This is a genomic window from Holdemanella sp. MSK.7.32 (assembly GCF_024460475.1).
Lineage (GTDB): Bacteria > Bacillota_I > Bacilli_A > Erysipelotrichales > Erysipelotrichaceae > Holdemanella.
This window is the reverse complement of sequence record NZ_JANFYN010000016.1, coordinates 17,481-36,249: the sequence shown is the minus strand read 5'-3', so window position 1 is coordinate 36,249 and position 18,769 is coordinate 17,481. Positions and strand designations below refer to the sequence as shown.

The following is an 18,769-nucleotide window of genomic DNA, read 5'->3' as shown; positions in this document are numbered from 1 at the left end:
AGAAGTGAAAATTCACTTCTTTAGTGGTCTGTATAATGTTGCCTGCAACTAATTATATATATAGCTCCTTCATCAATCTTATATATTAAACAATCTTTATTATTAATTCTACGACTCTCAAATCCTTTAAAATTTTCCAATTGAAGAATGAGACTTTGCCAATCCTTCTTCAGACATCATAAATTATTTATATTCAAAACTGAGTTTTGTAATAAATATTCACATGTAGTAAGACGAAGTTTTTAATTCTTTGGTATAATAATAGAGTTGAAATGAGGTAAATAAACTTATGGATGAAAATATAATTTCCTTAATTGCGAAAGAGCTGAATATTGCGATTTCGCAAGTTAAGAATACATTGGAATTATTAGAAGAAGGAGCTACAGTTCCTTTTATTGCGCGTTATCGTAAAGAACGTACAAAAGGTTTGGACGAAGAACAAATTCGTGTCATTCAAGAAAATTATGCGTATCAAGTGAATTTAGCTAAGCGTAAGGAAGAAGTCTTAGCTCGTATTGAAACATTAGGAAAATTGGATGATGAAATAATAAAGAATGTCAACGCATGTACAAAATTGTCACAAGTAGAAGATATTTATCGTCCTTACAAACAAAAGAAAAAGACGCGTGCAAGTGTTGCGATTGCCAATGGTCTACAGCCATTAGCCGATACTTTTATGTCTTTTCCTCGTTATTTTAAAGAAACAGAATTAGATGCTTATATCAATGAAAACGTAAAAGATCGTGAAGCTGCCATTCAAGGTGCATGCGATATCATTGCCGAAAAAGTGAGTGATGATGTGGATGTGCGTAATAAAATATTGGATTCAATGACAAATTTTGGTCGTATTGTTACAACTGAAAAGAAAGATCATGAAGATGATCATAAAGTTTATAAAATGTATTATGACTATTCAGAAAGAGTGAATACATTGGCACCGCATCGTGTTATGGCCATTGATCGTGGGGAAAAAGAAAAAGTATTAAATGTTTCGATTTCCTTTAACGAAGAATATATCGAAAACTGGGTATGCCGAAGATTTATTCGCTTTACTAACAGTGGTACAAGTGAGTATGTTCGTGCTGCTATTTTAGATGGTTTAAAAAGACTTGCCTATCCTTCCATTGAAAGAATGGTTCGTTCAGCTTTAAGCGAAAAGGCACATGAATCAAGTATTGACGTATTTTCTATGAACTTAGAAAAACTTTTACTTCAACCACCTATGAAAGATAAAGTGATTCTAGGCTTTGATCCTGCCTTTAGAACCGGATGTAAATTGGCTGTTATTGATGCATCTGGTAAAAAATTAACAGTTGATGTGATTTATCCACATCAGCCAAATGCGAAAGTAAGAGAGTCTGAACAAAAAATAGTTCAATTATGTAAAGAATATCATGTGAATTTAATTGCGATTGGCAATGGTACGGCAAGTCGAGAAAGTGAAGCTTTCGTTGCGAATACAATCAAAAAATTTAATTTACCAGTATCCTATACCATTGTTTCTGAAGCAGGAGCTAGTGTATATAGTGCTTCTAAATTAGCTATTGAAGAATTTCCAGACTTACATGTTGAACAAAGAAGTGCCATTTCTATTGCACGAAGACTGATGGATCCACTTTCAGAATTAATCAAGATTGACCCTCAATCGATTGGTGTTGGTCAATATCAACATGATTTGCCAACCGCAAGATTAAAAGAACGTTTGGATTTCGTAGTTGAAAAAGCTGTTAACCGCGTGGGCGTAAATATCAATACAGCCAGTGTTTCTTTACTTAAAAATGTTGCGGGATTAAATAATGCGAGCGCATCAAGTATTGTGTCATATCGTGAAGAGAATGGAAAAATTGAATCGCGTACACAAATTAAAAAGATCCCTAAGATTGGTCCAAAAGCCTTTGAACAAGCAGCTGGATTCTTACGTATTGAAGATGGAAAAGAACCGTTAGATCGTACAAGTATTCACCCTGAATCGTATAAGGCAACGAAAGTATTGTTGAAGGAATTAGGTCTGGATACTTCGGATTTGGGAACACAAAAGGCAAAAGACGTGATTTCAGAGTGTGATACAAAACAATTGATGCAAGACACAGGATTAGATAGTTATACATTGAAGGATATCTTAGATGCGATTTGTATGCCACTTAGAGATTATCGAGATAAATATGATGCGCCATTACTAAGAAAAGATGTATTGGAAATCGAAGACTTACATATTAATGATAAGCTAGAAGGTACAGTACGTAATGTTGTTGACTTTGGTGCCTTTGTCGATATTGGACTACACGAAGATGGTTTAGTTCACGTTTCAAAGATGAGTACAAAACGAGTAAAACATCCAAGTGATGTTGTTTCTGTAGGAGATATTGTTACGGTATGGGTATACAATATTGATCAAGAGAAACAAAAGGTACAACTAACAATGGTCAATCCAAATTGACAATCAACAAATAGAGGATTATTATCTTTACAAATGTAGGGCAACGCATTGTTGTCCTTTTAATTTAAGGGAAGAGGATTATTATGAATATCACAACAATTGTTATACAAATGACTATTTTATTATTGATTATGATTGTTGGTTTTGTGGGAGCTAAAAAGAACATCTTTAATGACGAAGTAAATGTATATGCATCAAATATCTTGTTAAAAATCGGGATTCCAGGCTTGATTATTAGTTCGGTTAAAAATGGATCTCCATTTACTGGAAATGAACTGTTCAATGTACTTGTTATTTTTTCAATTTTCACAATCTTTACAGGGATTGTCTCTAAAGTTATTGTAGAAGTTTTACGCATTCAAGAAAATAAATCCCTTTGGCAATTTATGATTCTATTTACCAATGCCGGATTTATGGGATTACCCGCTATTCAAGCCATATTAGGGGATCAAGCCATGCTTTATGGAGCTTTATTTTTATTGCCACTAAACTGTTTAATGTATGGATATGGAGAGAGTTTATTTCGTAAGGGAGGTTTTTCGCTTAAGAAATTTATGAATGGTCCGATGATTGCTTCCATTATTGCGCTTGTCCTTTGTATCTTTAATATTAAGCTTCCGTATGTCTTGGCACAGACTTGCACGTATATTGGTAATGTTACAACGCCACTATCTATGATGGTTATTGGCGCTGGTTTAGTGAATATGGATATCAAAGAGTTGTTGGATGTAAAAGTATGGGCATTTACAATATTTAAAATGATTTTATTACCTTTGTTTTATATGTTTTCTCTTTCTTTATTTTACATGGATCCATTGATTGAAAATACACTTATACTCATTATGTGTATGCCAGTGGCAAGTAATTCTAGTGTATATGCATTTATGTATGGAGAGGATGCAACGCTTGCTAGTAAAGCTATTTTCTTGACAAGTGTTTCGTGTGTGGCAACGATTCCAATTGTGTTTATTTTGCACACTTTGTGAAAAATGTGACCAATGTAACTGTAAATAAAGGCCAAAGTTTGAGTTATTGATTAGAATGATGTATGATTAGGATATAAGAAAGGATGTCATGATTATGGAAAAATGGACTCAAGAACAGTATGCTGCTCGTTTACAGGAAATGAAACAAGAAGCTCATGATAAAATGTGGTTATACATCGAAGTGAATGCTAAAGAGTTTATGAATGAATGTGAACCAGGGGTAAAAAATTTAGCAAGTTGCTGCAAAGCAATGTTAGATGCAATGTTAGAAGGAGATGGCTTTATTGTAGAGCCTAAGATTCGTACTAAGGTTGCTGGAACTTTAACAGTTCGTTACTATGTTGATAACTTACATCCAGGTCGTAGAAAATACGCAGATGTAATGAAAGAACAACAACAGTAAAAAAAGAATCATTTCTGATTCTAAAATAGCTTTAAATATTTAAAAGCTTTGTATAAGCCGTCATTGTCAATTTTATCTGTGACATAGTCGGCTTTTTCTTTTACCTCTTTGACACCGTTTCCCATCGCAACTGAAATATCAGCATATTCTAACATTGGTAAATCATTTTCAGAATCACCCATCGCAACTGTTTCATATTCTTCACTGTAGTAGTCTTTGACAAACTGAATAGCCGTAGCTTTATTGTATTCTGAATGTGTGATTTCTCCGCCTAGATGCAAGAAGTTTGTGAATGTTAAATGTTTAGGGATTTGTCTTAATATTTCTTCTCTTTGTGAAAGTGAGTCAAAATGAATGCTGACTTTCATGACTTGATTGTAATCATCGTCGGTAATTGTTGAAATATCTGGAAAAGATAAGAAACGATTTCCCATACGGTTATCCGTATTAAATTGCAACATTCTTTCTCTGTTTTTTTCATTCGTAAATGTCATTTTGCTTCCTTCTAAAGAAAAGCCTGAATCTTTGGCAATGTGCTGAATAAATTGAGTGTCTCTTTTTTTTTAATGGTTCAAAAAGTACTTGTTTATTATCAATTATAATTTCACTGCCAGCCCCAAAACAATAGCCATCTAAATTCATATCTAATAAAAATTGAGGGATTTCACAACGTGTTCTACCTGTGTTTATATATATTTTATGCTCATTTTTTCTTGCGAGTTCAATCGCTTTTAATGCAGAACTAGGAATCTTTTCAAATGTCCATAGAGTTCCGTCTAAATCTAAAAAAATAATTTTTTTCATAACCTTCCTCCACTACACTATTCTATCATATTATTGTATGATATAAGAAAAAGAGGGTATTGGCATGGAAAAGAATGTGATTATAACGATATCGAGGCAGTTTGGATCCAATGGAAGGGAAATTGCTCGTAAATTAGCTGAATATTTAGATATTAGTTATTATAATAAACAAATTTTGGAGAAAATTGCAGTAAATATGGGAGTTTGCGCTGACTTCTTTAAAGATCAAAAACAAGATGCGAATGGCTTATTTACAATAGAATCTAAAGGCCTTTTAGGACTTAGAAATATTACAGAATTAAGTGTGAATACACAAATCTATGATATGGCAAGTGATTTTATTCAAAAGATTTCCCAAAGAGAAGATGCTGTTATTGTAGGAAGATGTGCCGATTATATTTTAAAAGACAATCCGGATGTTATTTCTGTATTCTGTTACAGTGATGTAGAAGAACGTATTCAATGGTCGATTGATGAATATCAAGTGCCTGCCAAACAAGCCAAGAAAATTGTGCAGGAAAAAGATGCGCAAAGATCTAGATTTTATGAATTCTATACCAATCAAAAATGGGGCAATCCACGTAACTATACATTGATGATCAATACGTCGAAGATGAGTACAGAAGAAACAGTACAATTACTTGCTTCATTTTATGATGCAAAAAAAGGCATCCTCACATTTAAGAATGCCTTTGAAAATCAATATGAAAAAGATAATAAGTATTAAAAAAGTCGGAAACCCGACTTTTTCTTTTACATAATGTAAGGTGTAGCGAAGTACAATACGAAGATGATCATTAATGCCCAAACAGTTGGGTGAACTTCTTTAGCTTTACCAGCTGCAATCATGGCAATTGTATAAACGATGAATCCGCATGCGATACCATTTGAAATAGAATACATCAAGATCATCATAATAACAGTGACAAAACCAGCAGCGGCAAAAATCATGTCATCCCAGTCAATACCTTTTAACTGTTGTGCCATCATAATACCAACAACAATCAATGCTGGTGCAGTAACTGCGTTCGTAACTGTACTTAAGATAAGTGGTGATAAGAATACGGCTAGTAAGAAGCAAACACCAGATGTGCATGCAGTTAAACCTGTACGTCCACCAACACCAACACCAGAACTAGATTCAACAAAGCTAGTTACTGTACTAGTACCTAAAACTGCACCAAATACTGTACCAACCGCATCAGCAAGCAATGCTTGTTCAGCATTTTCTAGTTCACCTTTATCGTTGATCAAACCAATACGGTTACCAATCGCAACAAGTGTTCCAGCTGTATCAAAGAAGTCAACGAATAAGAATGAGAAAATAACTACGAAAGCTTGGAATGGATTTGCGAATAATTCAGAAATTCCTGAGAAGCAAGCTCCAGCAGCTTGTAATTCAAAATCAAACGAAATGAAATGTTCAGGTAAAGTAGGCATACCAGCCATTCCTATGAATCCAAGGATGATTCCAATCACAGCAGTGATAACCATACCTACGAAAACGGCTGCAGGAACATTTTTAATAACTAATGCAATTGTGATCAACAATCCAATAATCGCAAGTAATACAGTTGGATCTGTTAAGTTTCCAATTGTTACAAATGTTGAAGGACTAGCTACAATAATACCCGCATTTTTTAAACCAACAAACGCAATGAAGAAACCAATTCCGGCTCCGATTGCCAACTTTAATTGTACTGGAATTGCGTTGATAATAGCTTTACGAACACCAGTAACAGAAATAAGAATAAAGATAATACCTGAAATGAATACAGCACTTAATGCAGCTGCCCAGCTAAAGCCCATTTGTCCACAGATTGTGTAGGCGAACAATGCGTTTACACCCATACCAGAAGCTAATGCAACTGGGTAGTTGGCAACAAGTCCCATAATAATACTTGCCACACCAGCAGAAATAGCTGTCGCAAGGAATACAGATGCTTTATCCATACCAGCATCTGCCAATACTGCAGGGTTAACCCCAAGAATGTAGGCCATAGCCAAGAATGTTGTAAGACCAGCAATAAGCTCTGTCTTAACGTTTGAACCTTTCTCGTTCAATTTAAAGAATTTTTCCACGATTCTCTCTCCTTCTCTCTTTTTTTCAAAAGACCCCTCCATTGTAGCATAAGTCATTATAAAAGGATGCATTCAAATAGAGAAAAAGCATAAATATACGTTTTTATCGGTAAATCCGTTATTCTTTCCATTGAATGTTTATAAGTTTGAAGCTGAGGGGCATACATATCAATTAATTTATTTTCATTATCCGCGGCATCTGTTTTAAAATCAATGATAATTATCTCATCTTCTTTATAGATAACTAAGTCCATAAATCCATGAACGACTTGGTTTTTTTCTTTAATAATATAGCTTTGTTCAAATACATGCTTTTCGTTCATCCATGAAGCATAGAGTGCATTCGAATTTAAAGCTAGAATCTGTTTGATATCATAATCCTTTAAAGTATATCCATAAGAATTCGCATAAGAAAGAATTTCTTCTTGTTGATAAGGATATGAACATTGCGCCACAATTTCATGGAATAAAGTACCACGAAGCGTTCCTATATTTTTAGTAAGAGAAATCTCTTTCCAGTCTAATTTCGTTTTGGCCCCACTAGCCGTCTGACTCGAGAACACATCGGATGTTTTCGTATAGACAGGAAGCTTGTAAGACTTATTATTTTGACGCACTTTTAATGGTCTTTCATATAATTCTGATTTTTTATCAAAAATAACTAAAGAATCACTCGAGTTGGCATATGTATGTAAAAGCCATCCTGTATAACTTTCATCTTCTAATAGAGTATAGGCGTTTAATGGACTATAAAAATCTTCAATGCTTTCAATCGTATCTACAATGACCAATTCTTTTTGAGGGCGTGTTGTCGCCACATAGAATACACGCATTTCTTCTGCAAGATCATCCAATTCTTTTTTTGTTTGTAGAGCTAAATGATATATTGAATTGTACTTATATTTATAATCATTACTTAAGCCTTTTAAAGATAATCCTAATATTGAATCAAGTAAGATGCATGAACTGCCATGTTTATCTCTTTGTTCATGTTGCGAAAGAATATATACAACAGGGAATTGTAAACCTTTAGATTGATGCATTGTCTTTACTTGAACTACATCATCTTCTTTGCCATACAAGCTTGCTTCCTGAGTTTGATCTTGCGTTGCATCTTTAGATAGTTGTAGGACAAAACCATGGATGTCACTCTGATTTTCATACTGGGTTGCTAATTCTAATAAATAATCTAAGTTATTCTTATCTTGAATGGTTGTAGAAGCATAATAGAAATTATTATAGGCATAGATATATTGTAGCAGTTGTACAATCGTTTGATTTCTATTTACATATAATTCAAAGAAGGGTTTCATGAAATCTTCGTTTTTAATACTCATATATAAAGATGTGCCTTTTTCTTTTCCGATGCAGCACTTCGCAATTTGAGAAAAAGATACATTAAATAATGGAGACATTAAAGAAGCACATAACGCAATGTCGTCGGTTAAATCTTCTAAAGCTTTTAAAGTGGAAAGTACAATTTGAATGGCAGGATTTGTGTAGAATCCATGATCAATGGTAATCATAGCTGGAATGTTGTAGGCCTCAAAAACTGTTTTCAGTTTTTCTTGAGGCGCATGATTACGAGTTAACACACACATCGATTTATAGGGCATGCCTGCTTTGTGCTTTTCGATAATATCTTGTGCAATCAAATCAAAACGATTCTCATTGTGATTCTTTTTGATGGTAGCTTTGTTGCCTTCTTCATCTTTATATTCTGTATATAAGAAACGAACTGGATACTGAGGACTTTCCATTTGTCCTTTCGTACCTACATTGGCAATATCGATTTCTTCAAATTGTTTTCCCAATAATTCATTGTTCATGATCTTACTATAAAAATCATTGTTGAATTGAATAACACTCGCATTGGAACGATAGTTTTCCTGCAATAATAAAGGGGTGTTGTTGATATCTTCCTTTTTCATCCAATCCTGCATGATTTTTGGATTGGCTTGTCTAAAACCATAGATGGATTGTTTAATGTCACCCACTCTAAATACGTTATTTTCATGGCAGAAAGACGCAATGATTTTTTCTTGAAGTTCATTGGTATCTTGAAATTCATCCACTAGAATCATCTGATATTTATTGTACATTTCTTCTTTGATCATCGGATCTTGAAGGAGTTGATACGCAAAGTGCTCCATATCATTGAAGTCAATCACTTCCATTTTCTTCTTTTCTAATTGAAAGTATAGCTTTACTTTATTGGTTAATTCAAATAAGGTATCTACTAAAGCTTTATGATTTTGAATGTCCTTTAAATAGAATTCTTCATCAAATAAGTTTTCTACGATCTTTGTTTCATGATCTTTAAAAGAAGTTTGATATTTTGAGTAGTCCACCTTATCAATTGTCTTCTTAAAACCGATGGTATTTTTTAAATATAATTCAAATTGAGCTTTAAAATCTGAATACGAGTTGGCATCTAAACACTTTGATAAATAGTCTTTTTTGACTTCATAATCTTCAGGCTTTGCGATTTGATCGATTACTTCATCTAATATTTCAGTCATCGCAAGACAATGATTGTGAAAGTATTTCAATGCATATTCCATTAATTCTGGGCTTAAATATGTATATGAATCTTGAATGTTTTTAATCCAAGCCGTAGCGTCTTCTTCGGATTTAGAGTTGAGGATTGCCAAAATATCTTCAATGTATTTTTGAATGTCTTCTTCTGTTTTTCCAAAAGAGAGAAAATACATTTTTAATTTTGTGTATGCATCCAAGTCTAAATCTTGAATCGCATGTTTATAGGCGTTGTCAAAGGCGATGCGCGTTTGGGCTGAGGATGCCGTTTGTTTGGACATCGTATAAGAAATGGGAATCTTATAGTAATAATTTTGTACAATCGACAAGCAGAAACTATCAATAGTAGAAATACTGGCTGTTTCAAGTAGAGCCATCTGTTGAAGGATATATTCTGTTTTTGGTTGCTCTTTTAATTTGGAAAGAAGACGTGCCTTCATTTCAGCCGCCGCATCCTTTGTGAAAGTCATTGCCAGGATAGAATCGATTGAAATATGGTCTTTTAATACAAGCTGACATAAACGTTCTACTAAAACAGCTGTTTTACCACTTCCGGCACTGGCAGAGACAACGATATTTGTATCTCGAATGTCAATGGCTTTTTGTTGGGGAATTGAAAAATCCATGTTTATTCTTCCTCCTTTTCTACACGAAGCATTGGTTCAACTTCATTCGCTGAATTTCGACAAATAGATCTGTAAGCACAGAATTTACATGCATCTTGGACATGATTAGGTAGGGCTTGTCCACTTTTAATGTCTTCTAAAAGACTGTCAACGACTTGAGTCCATTCCTCTTTGATGGTTTCTAAACTTGGATTGGCTCTTTTTACAGGCATATATCGTTTTATGTCATCACAATAAATGCTCGCATCACTAAAGTGCCATCCATTTAATCTTCGATTGACTTTAAATGTATCCGCAATATCTTTTTCATCGTTCACAGTGAGTTCAGGGATTTTTTTGCGATAATTTAATTTTCCATAAGTGAATGTTTCTGGGGTTGTCCTTAGTGCAATATAGAAACATCCTACAGGGATTAAACCGGATTCTTTTTCGTAAGCTAACGTATATGTGGCTAACTGTAAAGATAATCCTTTTTCAAAGTCATCGATTTTAATATCTTTATCACTTGATTTATAGTCAAAGATACAAAAAGATGTGTTTGAACTGTCGATTCGGTCAATATAGCCATATAAATCAATGGTATATCCATTCCATGGGTAGGAATAAGAGAACTTATGTTCTTGTTTATCCATGTTCATGTGCCAGTTGGATTCGAAGTTATGGAGTTGTTCAAAAATCAACATAAGTTTTTCTGTGATTTCTTCAATTTGAGAATCAAACCATGGAACTTGTTGTAAAAGCACTTCTTTTGCGAAGGAAAATTCATTTTCAACATAGTGATGAATTTCTTCTTTGGATAAAGAAGTATATTCTTGTCTATCTTTAGAAATCACTTCTAGAACATGATGTAATATGCTTCCACGAATTCGAATGTCTGTGATGTCTTCTTTTTCTTTTAAATATAAGCCGTATTTTAGTGCATGGGAAAAAGGGCATCGTGCATAGGATTCGAGTCTTGAAATAGATCCTTTAAAATGATCATCCTTAAAGAATATGGATTTAGCTGTTGTTTCATTTAAATCGATATTTGGGGTAGTCCAATTAAAAGAATCGGGCGTAGTGATAAACTCAGCCTTTTGTTGGAGCCAATTTTCTATGTCAGAACTTGGTTCATAATTTTTTCCTTGATAATCACTTTGTGGATAGAATACATAAAGAATTTCACACAAAGACAAACAGTCAAAGATTTGAGCCTGCTGGTTTTGAATGCGTGTTTCAAGATTTGGTAAATCCGTGTTTTGTACATAGGCCTCATCAAAGATTCCAGTATGTAACTTTAAAGCAGGAAATGCACTGGCATTTGTTCCAGTTAAAAAGACGATGGGCCTTAAATTTGTGATGTCTTGTCTAGATCCAATGAATACCCCTTCAATGGAATTGGCTTTCTGATTGGCAGAAAGATTTTGGATTTGGTGAATCAAGATGTTTAAATCATTCGCATTATGAATGTGTGTATGCACATCTTGGATAAGTGACATGACATCGTTGAAGGCATTCAAATCTTCTTTTGTGACTTGTTCATGTAGATTTTGAATGTGTTTGGCCATCTTGATAAAATCGTATGCATCAAATAAGAAGGCATGATCGTGTATCCATTCTAAAGTGTCTTGTTCTAATTTTTGGTAGGATGTGAATTGGTAGGAATCAATGATTTCATTATCTTTGTATGGAAGTGTAGTTAAGAAAGGTTCAAATTTTAAAAATTGTTCAGGGAACAATGTGTAATACTGCAATAGATAATTGTCATTTGGATATAGGGTTTGAACTACGTTTAAAAAACTTTTTAAATCCATATCTTTAGCCCATGTTAAATAATGGATCCACTCGTTATATATAGATGTAGTATGAACTTCTTGTATAGTTGTGAATGGGATCTTATGTGCTGTAAGAATCTGGGTTAAAACATTGATGTCACTTGGGTTGTTTAGGGCAATGAAAATATCATCGGCTGAATAGTCATTTTCAATAATAAGATTTGCGATGACTTCCATTTGTTTGCGTGCGTTGGCAACACTGTAGTAGTGTGTTGTCAACAGTTGCTTATCGCCGAGCCATTTTGCGCCATGATCAATCAACACTTGAATCCAGTAACTGTCTAATTGAGAGTATTCTTTTTTTAGGATATAGATGTTTTCTAAATCTGGTAAACTTGAAAGGACATCTTGCGTTTGGTCTTCTTTGAGTTGAATTGGATACAGAAGATTTAAGATTTCATGTAAATCTTTTTCTTTTTGGGTTGAACAAGGAAAATCATGAATCTGATAGGTTTTTGCCATTTTTATAAAGTCTAGACAGGCATTTAAAAAGTCATAGTCTTCTTTACTGGAATAGAAGGCATTGGAAAGAGAGATATTCTTTAAAGCATCTTTGTATAAATAAAGAATTTCAATGTCAGATTTATTTTGTCCATGATAAAAAGAAGATAGCCAGCTAGACAAGGTTAAAACTTGTATGCCAAGGCAATCTTTTTTTTGTTTTAAAATCTCTTTGTATAAAGATAAATGTAGGGTAGCCGGAGCTAATATTGTACTGTTGTCTGGAATTTGTATCATAAAATTATCACCTAGATTATTATACCATGTTGCGTATCTTTTCATTCAATGATATTATTAACTAGAGAGTTAATAACTATGGAGTTAATAATGTGGAGGATCTATGTTTGTTGGTAGAAAAAAGGAATTAGATGCATTAAATAGTCGGTATAAAAGTAATAGAAAAGAATTTGGTGTATTGTATGGAAGAAGACGAATAGGGAAATCATCCATATTGAATGAATTTTTAAAGGGTAAAAAAGGTATATTGTTTCAGGCTAAGCAAGATAATAGTTATGGAAATTTAAAATCTTTTTCTTATGAAGTGGACCATTTGTTGAATCTACCAGATACATTTGTTTTTGCAAGTTGGCAACATGCCTTTAAATCGATTCAAGAATACGCAAAGAATGAACGTTTTGTGTTAATTATAGATGAGTATCCATATATAGTGAGTCAAGATTCTAGTTTCTCTTCCGTTTTGCAAGAGTTTATTGATCATACGAGTGATAATATGATGGTCATCTTATCGGGAAGTGATATAGGATTCTTACAAAAAGAAATACAGAATCATGCGAGTCCATTATATAAAAGACGTACTTTTGAGATGGAAATCAAAAAAATGAATTTTATGGATGCAAAGGAATTTGTCAAGATGGAGGATGTTGAAAGCCAAGCTAATTATTTGTGTTTAATGTCGGGATATCCATATTATTTATCGACAATTGATCATACAAAAACATTTTATGAAAATATTCAATATTTATTATTTAATGAATTTGGTACATTTTTTAATTTGCCAGATCAACTTCTATCAAATTCAACGAATGTACAGGATGTATATAATTCAATATTAGTATCGATTTCAAAACGAAATCGTACGATAAAAACGATTAGTGAGGATATCCATGAGGCAGAGGCTAAAGTCTCTAAATATATTTCAACCTTGATAAAGAGTGAAATTGTAGAAAAAAAGAATATGTATAATGGAAATAAGCGAACAATTTATTACGATATATCGGATTCGATGTTGAAATTATGGTACACCTTAATTTTTGAAAATCAGGAGAAGATAAAAATAAATGGCAATCTTGTGTTTGAACGAAATAAAGAAAAATTAGATTCATTTCTTTCGTTTGAATTTGAGAATTTATCGATTTTATATATGGATATGCTAAATGAAAAAGGTGAATTAGAAGACATTTTTCCACATATACAGAATTATAAGGTTGATAATTCAAAATTAAGCAGATCGATTGAAATAGATGGTATCACAAGTACTAAAGAATATTTGTTGGTGATGGATTGCAAATATAGAAATAAAAAATATACAAAGGACATGTATGAACATCTAAAAGAGAGTGCTTCTATTTTTCCAGACAAATTAAAAAGAGTATATTATATCTTTTCGAAAGAAGGATTCAATGAAAATATGATTGAAGATAAAAATATACACTTGTTTGACTTGAAAAAAATGTTTGAATAAATGAAAAAGTGGATCAAGCGATCCACTTTATGTTGTATTATAGATTTTCTGTAATGTGTCTTGCGACATATACACCAGATGCACTGGCATGACTTAATGAGTGTGTTACACCTGAACAGTCTCCGATAACGAATAGTCCTTTGTGTTTTGTTTCTAAGTTTTTGTCTACTTTTACTTGCATGTTGTAGAACTTAACTTCAACACCATATAGTAATGTATCATCACTAGCTGTTGATGGACATACTTTATCAAGGGCATAAATCATTTCGATAATGTCATCTAATTGACGTTTAGGAATAACTAGAGATAAGTCTCCTGGTGTAGCCTTCAATGTAGGAGTTACGAATCCTTGTGCAATACGACTTGGAGTTGAACGTTGTCCACGAATCAGATCACCAAAGCGTTGAACGATAACGCCACCACCTAACATGTTTGATAGGCGGGCAATACTTTCACCATATTGGTTACTTTGTGAGAAGGGTTCTGTGAAATGATTTGATACTAATAAGGCAAAGTTTGTGTTGTTTGTGAATCGAGCTGGATCTTCATAGCTGTGACCATTTACAGTGATGATTCCGTTTGTGTTTTCGTTTACGACAACACCTCTAGGGTTCATACAGAATGTACGAACGCGGTCTTGATATTTCTTTGAACGATATACGATTTTAGATTCATACAATGAGTCTGTTAATTCTGAGAATGTATCGGCATTTAGTTCAACACGAACACCGATGTCTACACGATCACTCTTTGTTTCGATGCCTAAGTTTGAGCATACAGATTCCATCCATTTACTTCCTGAACGTCCTGTAGAAATAATACATTGTGTAGATGTATATGTTTCATCCCCACAAACGACCTCATATCCATCTTCGATTTTGTTTACCATATCAATGTGTTTAAAGAAATGGAATTCGGCTTTGTCTTTTAATTCATTGTATAAGTTTTCAAGGACTACATAGTTAATGTCAGTTCCTAAGTGACGAACTTTCGCTTTTAATAAGTGAAGATCATTTTGAAGACATTTTTTGGCGATAGCAGCATCTGAGTTTGCATATAGACGAGTTTTTTCTCCGCCCATCTTGCAGTTGATTTCATCCACATATTCCATTAAATCGATAGCTTCTTGTTCACCTACATATTCGTATAGGTTTCCACCAAATTCATTTGTGATATTGTATTTTCCATCACTGAAGGCACCGGCTCCACCAAAACCGTTCATGATGGCACATGATTTACAGTGGATACATGATTTGATTTTCTTTCCATCAATTGGACATTTTCTTTTGTTTAATGGTGCTCCTGCTTCAAAAACACCAATTTTTAATTCAGGTTTACTCTTTAATAATTCGTAGGCTGAGAAAATTCCTCCAGGCCCAGCACCAATAATAATGATATCGTATTGCATTTTATTTTCCTCCTATTTGAAGGCTATAGTCTACTGTTTTCGGTAGTAGGTATGAACGTTCAACCATATCATGAACTTATATAACCCGGACTATTATACGGATAAAGTGAATTGTTTGCAAGCGATATTTTTGAAAACGAAACATAAAAAAAATGATATAATCATGTAGGCTAGAAGAGGTATGCATATGAGCAAGAATAAAATACATGATTTAATAATGATTATACTTGGAAACTTTGTGGTCGCATGTTCAGTTTCCTTTTTTATACTTCCTAATAATATATTAACGGGTGGTGTAGCTGGTGTGGCTGTCGCATTACATCCAGTTTTTCCGATTGATACAGTTTTGATGATTGATGGTTTGACAATTGGATTATTTATATTGGGAGCTCTTTTATTAGGAAAGCAATTTGCGATGAAATCTGTGATTTCTACAATTGTATATCCGGTTTTCGTAACAGGTTTATCACAGGTTGCCACAATGTTTCCTAAAGATACATTTGTGATGCCAGCTTATGTGGCTACAATCTATGCCGGAGTTCTTGTGGGGATTGGTTTAGGTTTAGTGTTTAGAGTTAATTCAAGTACGGGTGGTATGGATATCTTAGCTTTGATTTTACATAAATACCTGAAGATTCCTGAAGGAACCAGTGTAATGATCGTAGATGGCTTAACAGTTTTATTGGGCGTGGTTACACATGGTTTAACACCAGCATTGATTGGTATTATGTCTGTGTTTGTTTGTGGTGTCGCAATCGATAAAACAGTAATGCTAGGCATGCAATCCGCAAAAAATGTTATGATTATATCGACAGAGTGGAAACAGATTCGTCGTATTTTATTAGAGACAGTGGATCGTGGTGTAACGATTCTAGATGGAAGTGGCGGCTATACACAAGCGCCTAAGCCCGTGTTGATGTGTGTTATTAAGCAGAAACAATATCCATTATTAGAGTCAAGTGTTTTAGAGATTGATCCAAAAGCGTTTATTATTGTGAATGATGTGCATCAGGTACATGGTGCTGGTTTTACATCGAAACATGTGGTGGAGACAGATGAAGCAGCATATTAAAGAAATTATTGTCGTTGAAGGAAAAAATGATACAAACACGTTGCAGTCTTTTTTTGATTGTGACACGATTGAAACGGGTGGAGACCAGGTCAACGAGAAAACGATTGAGCGAGTTAGACAGGCTCAAAAGACAAGAGGTGTGATTATTTTTACAGATCCAGATACGCCAGGAGAACATATACGTAGATTGATTGGCAGTAGTGTGCCAGGATGTAAACATGCGTTTATTAATAAAGAAAAGGCGAAAACACCTAAAAAAGTGGGTGTAGAGCATGCAAGTAAAGAAGATTTATGGGATGCTTTATGTCATTATGTAACGTTTGAGAATAAAGAAGAAGTATTGAGTTGGCAAGACTTTATTGATTTAGGCTTAGTTGGAAACAAAAATTTGCGCTTTCAAGTGTGTGAAGATTTTCATATTGGTCCTTGTAATGCGAAAACATGTTTTAAGCGTTTAAATCAGATGAATGTGACAAAAGAAGAGATAGAAGAAAGGAGTCTTTCATGAAACAGGCGATTGCGACAGTAAAAAAGACAAAAGAGATTCAAGAAAAGTATAAAGTTTTCACAAAGAAAAGCTTTGGACAGAATTTTATTATTGAACCGGGTGTTGTTGAAAAGATTGCCAATGCAGCCATTCAATCAAGAGATGAATTGGTTTTTGAGATTGGTCCTGGAATTGGTGCTTTAACACAGTTTTTATGCGAAAAAAGTAATCAGGTTGTAGCTTTTGAGATTGATGAAAGATTGCCGGTTGTATTAGAGAATGAGATTGGTTTTGATCATTTACAGATAGTATTAGAAGACATCTTAAAGGTGGATATTGATGAAAAGATTCGTGAATTTAGAAAGCCTGGTCAAAAGGTAGTTTTCGCGTCGAATCTTCCTTACTACATCACAACGCCGATCTTATTTAAATTGTTTGAGGCAAATGAAGAGATTGAAAGAATTACGGTTATGATGCAAAAAGAAGTGGGAGAACGTTTCTTGGCACACGAAAATGATAAGGAATACAATGCGTTGAGCGTAATTACGCAATATCGTTGTGATGTGAAAAAAGTCATGGACGTATCAAGAAGAGTATTTTGGCCAAGTCCCAATGTGGATTCGATGGTTATTCAATTTTCTTTCCATCACAAGTATCATTTAGAAGATGAGAATTATTTCTTCGATTTGGTAAAAGCTTGTTTTACACAAAGAAGAAAAACTATTTATAATAATTTTCAGAATTTTGTGAAAGATAAAGCTCTGGCAAAAGAATTGTTAGAAAAAGTAAATATTGATTCGAGTACGCGTGCGCAACAGTGTACGTTAGAGGATTTTATTCGATTATATGAGGTGACCTATGAAAGTACAGGCAAGGGCAAAAATTAATCTAGCATTAGATGTCGTAAAAAGAATGGATAATGGGTATCATTCTTTAGACATGATCATGGTACCTATTTCAATTTATGATGAGATTGAGATAGAAAAAAATGATTTTGATGTAGTTGAATGTGAAGGTATGAAATTACCAGAGAACAATACGGTTTCAAAGATGATTCAAGTTTTAAAGGATACCTATCATTTGGATTCTTGTTTCAAAGTATCTATCAAGAAGCACATTCCAGCTCAGGCAGGTCTTGGTGGCGGAAGTGCGGATGCAGCTGCTGTATGCAAGGCGGTTTTAAAGATGGAAGGTATTGAGGAAACGGAAGAAAATCTTTATGAAATCACAAAACAAGTGGGTGCGGATGTTCCTTTCTGCATTCATGATAAGTGGGCTCGAGTAAAGGGAATTGGCGAGAAGATTACGCCAATTGAGAGTGATTGGAAATTTGATATTGTGGTTGTAAAACCAGATTTTGGAATTTCCACTGCGAATGCATTTTCTAAATGGAAAGAGTCTCGTCCTTTTCATCCGGATGTAGATTTAGTAGAGTCGAGTATTCGAGAAGAGAACATGGATCTTTTATATCAGACTATGGCAAATTCTCTGGAGCCAATCGCATTCGAGATTGAGCCTGAATTAGAACAAGTGAAAATGGATATGGAAGATGCAGGTTTAGTACGTATATTGATGTCTGGGTCTGGTTCAAGTATGTTGGGGTTCAGTGTGGATGAAGAAGTGATTTTAAGTGCATGTGAGCAATTGAAGGAAAAGTATAATTTTGTTCAAATTGTTCATGTAGGAGGCTAATATGGCAGCTTCTGTAATTTCTTATTTAGTATTCTTTGCGTGTTTTGGTTTAAGCTTTTATGCGATTTCAAGTATTCAGTTTGAAAAGGTGTGTAGTGTAAAAAATCCTAAGAAAGTGCAGATTTTAATGTTTCTTTTATCGCTTTGCCTTGCGTACATTTCAAGTCAGGCGATTTTACAATTAACAATCTATAATGGCTTTGCTTGATAAGTGGAT

General features: G+C 33.9%; 17 protein-coding genes and 1 riboswitch. Of the genes, 10 read left to right on the top strand and 7 right to left on the bottom strand.

Annotated features, from left to right (window positions below; translation table 11 throughout):
• Window positions 1-20: 20 nt before the first annotated feature.
• The gene (locus NE544_RS05435; RefSeq protein WP_256268625.1) at window positions 21-140 is read right to left on the bottom strand and encodes a type II toxin-antitoxin system YoeB family toxin; all 120 of its coding nucleotides are present in this window, start codon (window positions 138-140) and stop codon (window positions 21-23) included.
• A 149-nt stretch (window positions 141-289) separates the two neighbouring features.
• On the opposite strand from NE544_RS05435, the gene NE544_RS05430 reads away from it, so the two are divergent.
• The 3 genes from NE544_RS05430 to NE544_RS05420 all read left to right on the top strand — a co-directional run bounded on the left by NE544_RS05430 (window position 290) and on the right by NE544_RS05420 (window position 3,826).
• A complete protein-coding gene (locus NE544_RS05430; protein WP_256268624.1) occupies window positions 290-2,437 on the top strand; it encodes a Tex family protein in 2,148 nt (715 codons plus the stop codon).
• 83 nt (window positions 2,438-2,520) lie between these two features.
• The gene (locus NE544_RS05425) at window positions 2,521-3,423 is read left to right on the top strand and encodes an AEC family transporter (RefSeq protein WP_256268623.1); all 903 of its coding nucleotides are present in this window, start codon (window positions 2,521-2,523) and stop codon (window positions 3,421-3,423) included.
• Between the two features lie 94 nt (window positions 3,424-3,517).
• Entirely contained in the window at window positions 3,518-3,826 is a 309-nt protein-coding gene (locus tag NE544_RS05420) for a hypothetical protein (protein ID WP_117992973.1), read from the top strand.
• Between the two features lie 20 nt (window positions 3,827-3,846).
• Here the strand turns inward: NE544_RS05420 and NE544_RS05415 are convergent, their stop codons facing one another.
• Window positions 3,847-4,320, bottom strand: coding sequence for an HAD family hydrolase (locus NE544_RS05415; RefSeq protein ID WP_256268622.1), 474 nt, complete (start codon window positions 4,318-4,320; stop codon window positions 3,847-3,849).
• Window positions 4,304-4,630, bottom strand: coding sequence for an HAD family hydrolase (locus NE544_RS05410; RefSeq protein WP_256268621.1), 327 nt, complete (start codon window positions 4,628-4,630; stop codon window positions 4,304-4,306). The genes NE544_RS05415 and NE544_RS05410 overlap by 17 nt, the downstream gene beginning before the upstream one ends.
• 64 nt (window positions 4,631-4,694) lie before the next feature.
• Here NE544_RS05410 and NE544_RS05405 point away from each other — a divergent pair, with 64 nt between their 5' ends.
• Entirely contained in the window at window positions 4,695-5,357 is a 663-nt protein-coding gene (locus tag NE544_RS05405; RefSeq protein WP_256268620.1) for an AAA family ATPase, read from the top strand.
• Window positions 5,358-5,383: 26 nt separating this feature from the next.
• Here the strand turns inward: NE544_RS05405 and NE544_RS05400 are convergent, their stop codons facing one another.
• The 3 genes from NE544_RS05400 to NE544_RS05390 are packed head-to-tail and all read right to left on the bottom strand — an operon-like array spanning window position 5,384 to window position 12,428.
• Complete coding sequence (locus NE544_RS05400) at window positions 5,384-6,715, bottom strand: NCS2 family permease (RefSeq protein ID WP_370866043.1); 1,332 nt, start codon at window positions 6,713-6,715, stop codon at window positions 5,384-5,386.
• 53 nt (window positions 6,716-6,768) lie between these two features.
• On the bottom strand, window positions 6,769-9,876 hold the full coding sequence (locus NE544_RS05395) for an exodeoxyribonuclease V subunit beta (protein ID WP_256268618.1): 3,108 nt from the start codon (window positions 9,874-9,876) through the stop codon (window positions 6,769-6,771).
• 2 nt (window positions 9,877-9,878) lie between these two features.
• On the bottom strand, window positions 9,879-12,428 hold the full coding sequence (locus NE544_RS05390) for a PD-(D/E)XK nuclease family protein (RefSeq protein WP_256268617.1): 2,550 nt from the start codon (window positions 12,426-12,428) through the stop codon (window positions 9,879-9,881).
• 103 nt (window positions 12,429-12,531) lie between these two features.
• Between NE544_RS05390 and NE544_RS05385 the strand changes: the two genes are divergently transcribed.
• Window positions 12,532-13,893: an ATP-binding protein gene (locus NE544_RS05385; protein WP_256268616.1), complete on the top strand. Its 1,362-nt coding sequence runs from the start codon at window positions 12,532-12,534 to the stop codon at window positions 13,891-13,893.
• Window positions 13,894-13,930: 37 nt separating this feature from the next.
• Here the strand turns inward: NE544_RS05385 and NE544_RS05380 are convergent, their stop codons facing one another.
• The gene (locus NE544_RS05380) at window positions 13,931-15,301 is read right to left on the bottom strand and encodes an NAD(P)/FAD-dependent oxidoreductase (protein ID WP_256268615.1); all 1,371 of its coding nucleotides are present in this window, start codon (window positions 15,299-15,301) and stop codon (window positions 13,931-13,933) included.
• 6 nt (window positions 15,302-15,307) lie between these two features.
• Window positions 15,308-15,405, bottom strand: a riboswitch (purine riboswitch).
• A gap of 83 nt (window positions 15,406-15,488) precedes the next feature.
• Here NE544_RS05380 and NE544_RS05375 point away from each other — a divergent pair.
• Genes NE544_RS05375 through NE544_RS05355 form a run of 5 tightly spaced genes read left to right on the top strand, consistent with a single transcriptional unit; the run spans window position 15,489 to window position 18,760 of the window.
• Entirely contained in the window at window positions 15,489-16,373 is an 885-nt protein-coding gene (locus NE544_RS05375) for a YitT family protein (protein WP_118114751.1), read from the top strand.
• Window positions 16,357-16,881: a ribonuclease M5 gene (gene rnmV / locus NE544_RS05370; protein WP_118114752.1), complete on the top strand. Its 525-nt coding sequence runs from the start codon at window positions 16,357-16,359 to the stop codon at window positions 16,879-16,881. Before NE544_RS05375 ends, rnmV begins: the two co-directional genes overlap by 17 nt.
• The gene (rsmA, locus tag NE544_RS05365) at window positions 16,878-17,747 is read left to right on the top strand and encodes a 16S rRNA (adenine(1518)-N(6)/adenine(1519)-N(6))-dimethyltransferase RsmA (RefSeq protein WP_256268613.1); all 870 of its coding nucleotides are present in this window, start codon (window positions 16,878-16,880) and stop codon (window positions 17,745-17,747) included. The genes rnmV and rsmA overlap by 4 nt, the downstream gene beginning before the upstream one ends.
• Complete coding sequence (gene ispE, locus NE544_RS05360; RefSeq protein WP_256268612.1) at window positions 17,719-18,552, top strand: 4-(cytidine 5'-diphospho)-2-C-methyl-D-erythritol kinase; 834 nt, start codon at window positions 17,719-17,721, stop codon at window positions 18,550-18,552. Before rsmA ends, ispE begins: the two co-directional genes overlap by 29 nt.
• 1 nt (window position 18,553) lies before the next feature.
• Complete coding sequence (locus NE544_RS05355) at window positions 18,554-18,760, top strand: DUF1146 domain-containing protein (RefSeq protein WP_117571749.1); 207 nt, start codon at window positions 18,554-18,556, stop codon at window positions 18,758-18,760.
• Window positions 18,761-18,769 lie beyond the last annotated feature (9 nt).

Excerpts from the sequence above, each read along its gene's own strand:
- NE544_RS05430 (WP_256268624.1), top strand. The coding sequence starts at position 290 with ATGGATGAAAATATAATTTCCTTAATTGCGAAAGAGCTGAATATTGCG.
- NE544_RS05425 (WP_256268623.1), top strand. The coding sequence starts at position 2,521 with ATGAATATCACAACAATTGTTATACAAATGACTATTTTATTATTGATT.
- NE544_RS05420 (WP_117992973.1), top strand. The coding sequence starts at position 3,518 with ATGGAAAAATGGACTCAAGAACAGTATGCTGCTCGTTTACAGGAAATG.
- NE544_RS05415 (WP_256268622.1), bottom strand. The coding sequence starts at position 4,320 with ATGACATTTACGAATGAAAAAAACAGAGAAAGAATGTTGCAATTTAAT.
- NE544_RS05410 (WP_256268621.1), bottom strand. The coding sequence starts at position 4,630 with ATGAAAAAAATTATTTTTTTAGATTTAGACGGAACTCTATGGACATTT.
- NE544_RS05405 (WP_256268620.1), top strand. The coding sequence starts at position 4,695 with ATGGAAAAGAATGTGATTATAACGATATCGAGGCAGTTTGGATCCAAT.
- NE544_RS05395 (WP_256268618.1), bottom strand. The coding sequence starts at position 9,876 with ATGGATTTTTCAATTCCCCAACAAAAAGCCATTGACATTCGAGATACA.
- NE544_RS05390 (WP_256268617.1), bottom strand. The coding sequence starts at position 12,428 with ATGATACAAATTCCAGACAACAGTACAATATTAGCTCCGGCTACCCTA.
- NE544_RS05385 (WP_256268616.1), top strand. The coding sequence starts at position 12,532 with ATGTTTGTTGGTAGAAAAAAGGAATTAGATGCATTAAATAGTCGGTAT.
- NE544_RS05380 (WP_256268615.1), bottom strand. The coding sequence starts at position 15,301 with ATGCAATACGATATCATTATTATTGGTGCTGGGCCTGGAGGAATTTTC.
- NE544_RS05375 (WP_118114751.1), top strand. The coding sequence starts at position 15,489 with ATGAGCAAGAATAAAATACATGATTTAATAATGATTATACTTGGAAAC.
- rnmV (WP_118114752.1), top strand. The coding sequence starts at position 16,357 with ATGAAGCAGCATATTAAAGAAATTATTGTCGTTGAAGGAAAAAATGAT.
- rsmA (WP_256268613.1), top strand. The coding sequence starts at position 16,878 with ATGAAACAGGCGATTGCGACAGTAAAAAAGACAAAAGAGATTCAAGAA.
- ispE (WP_256268612.1), top strand. The coding sequence starts at position 17,719 with ATGAAAGTACAGGCAAGGGCAAAAATTAATCTAGCATTAGATGTCGTA.
- NE544_RS05355 (WP_117571749.1), top strand. The coding sequence starts at position 18,554 with ATGGCAGCTTCTGTAATTTCTTATTTAGTATTCTTTGCGTGTTTTGGT.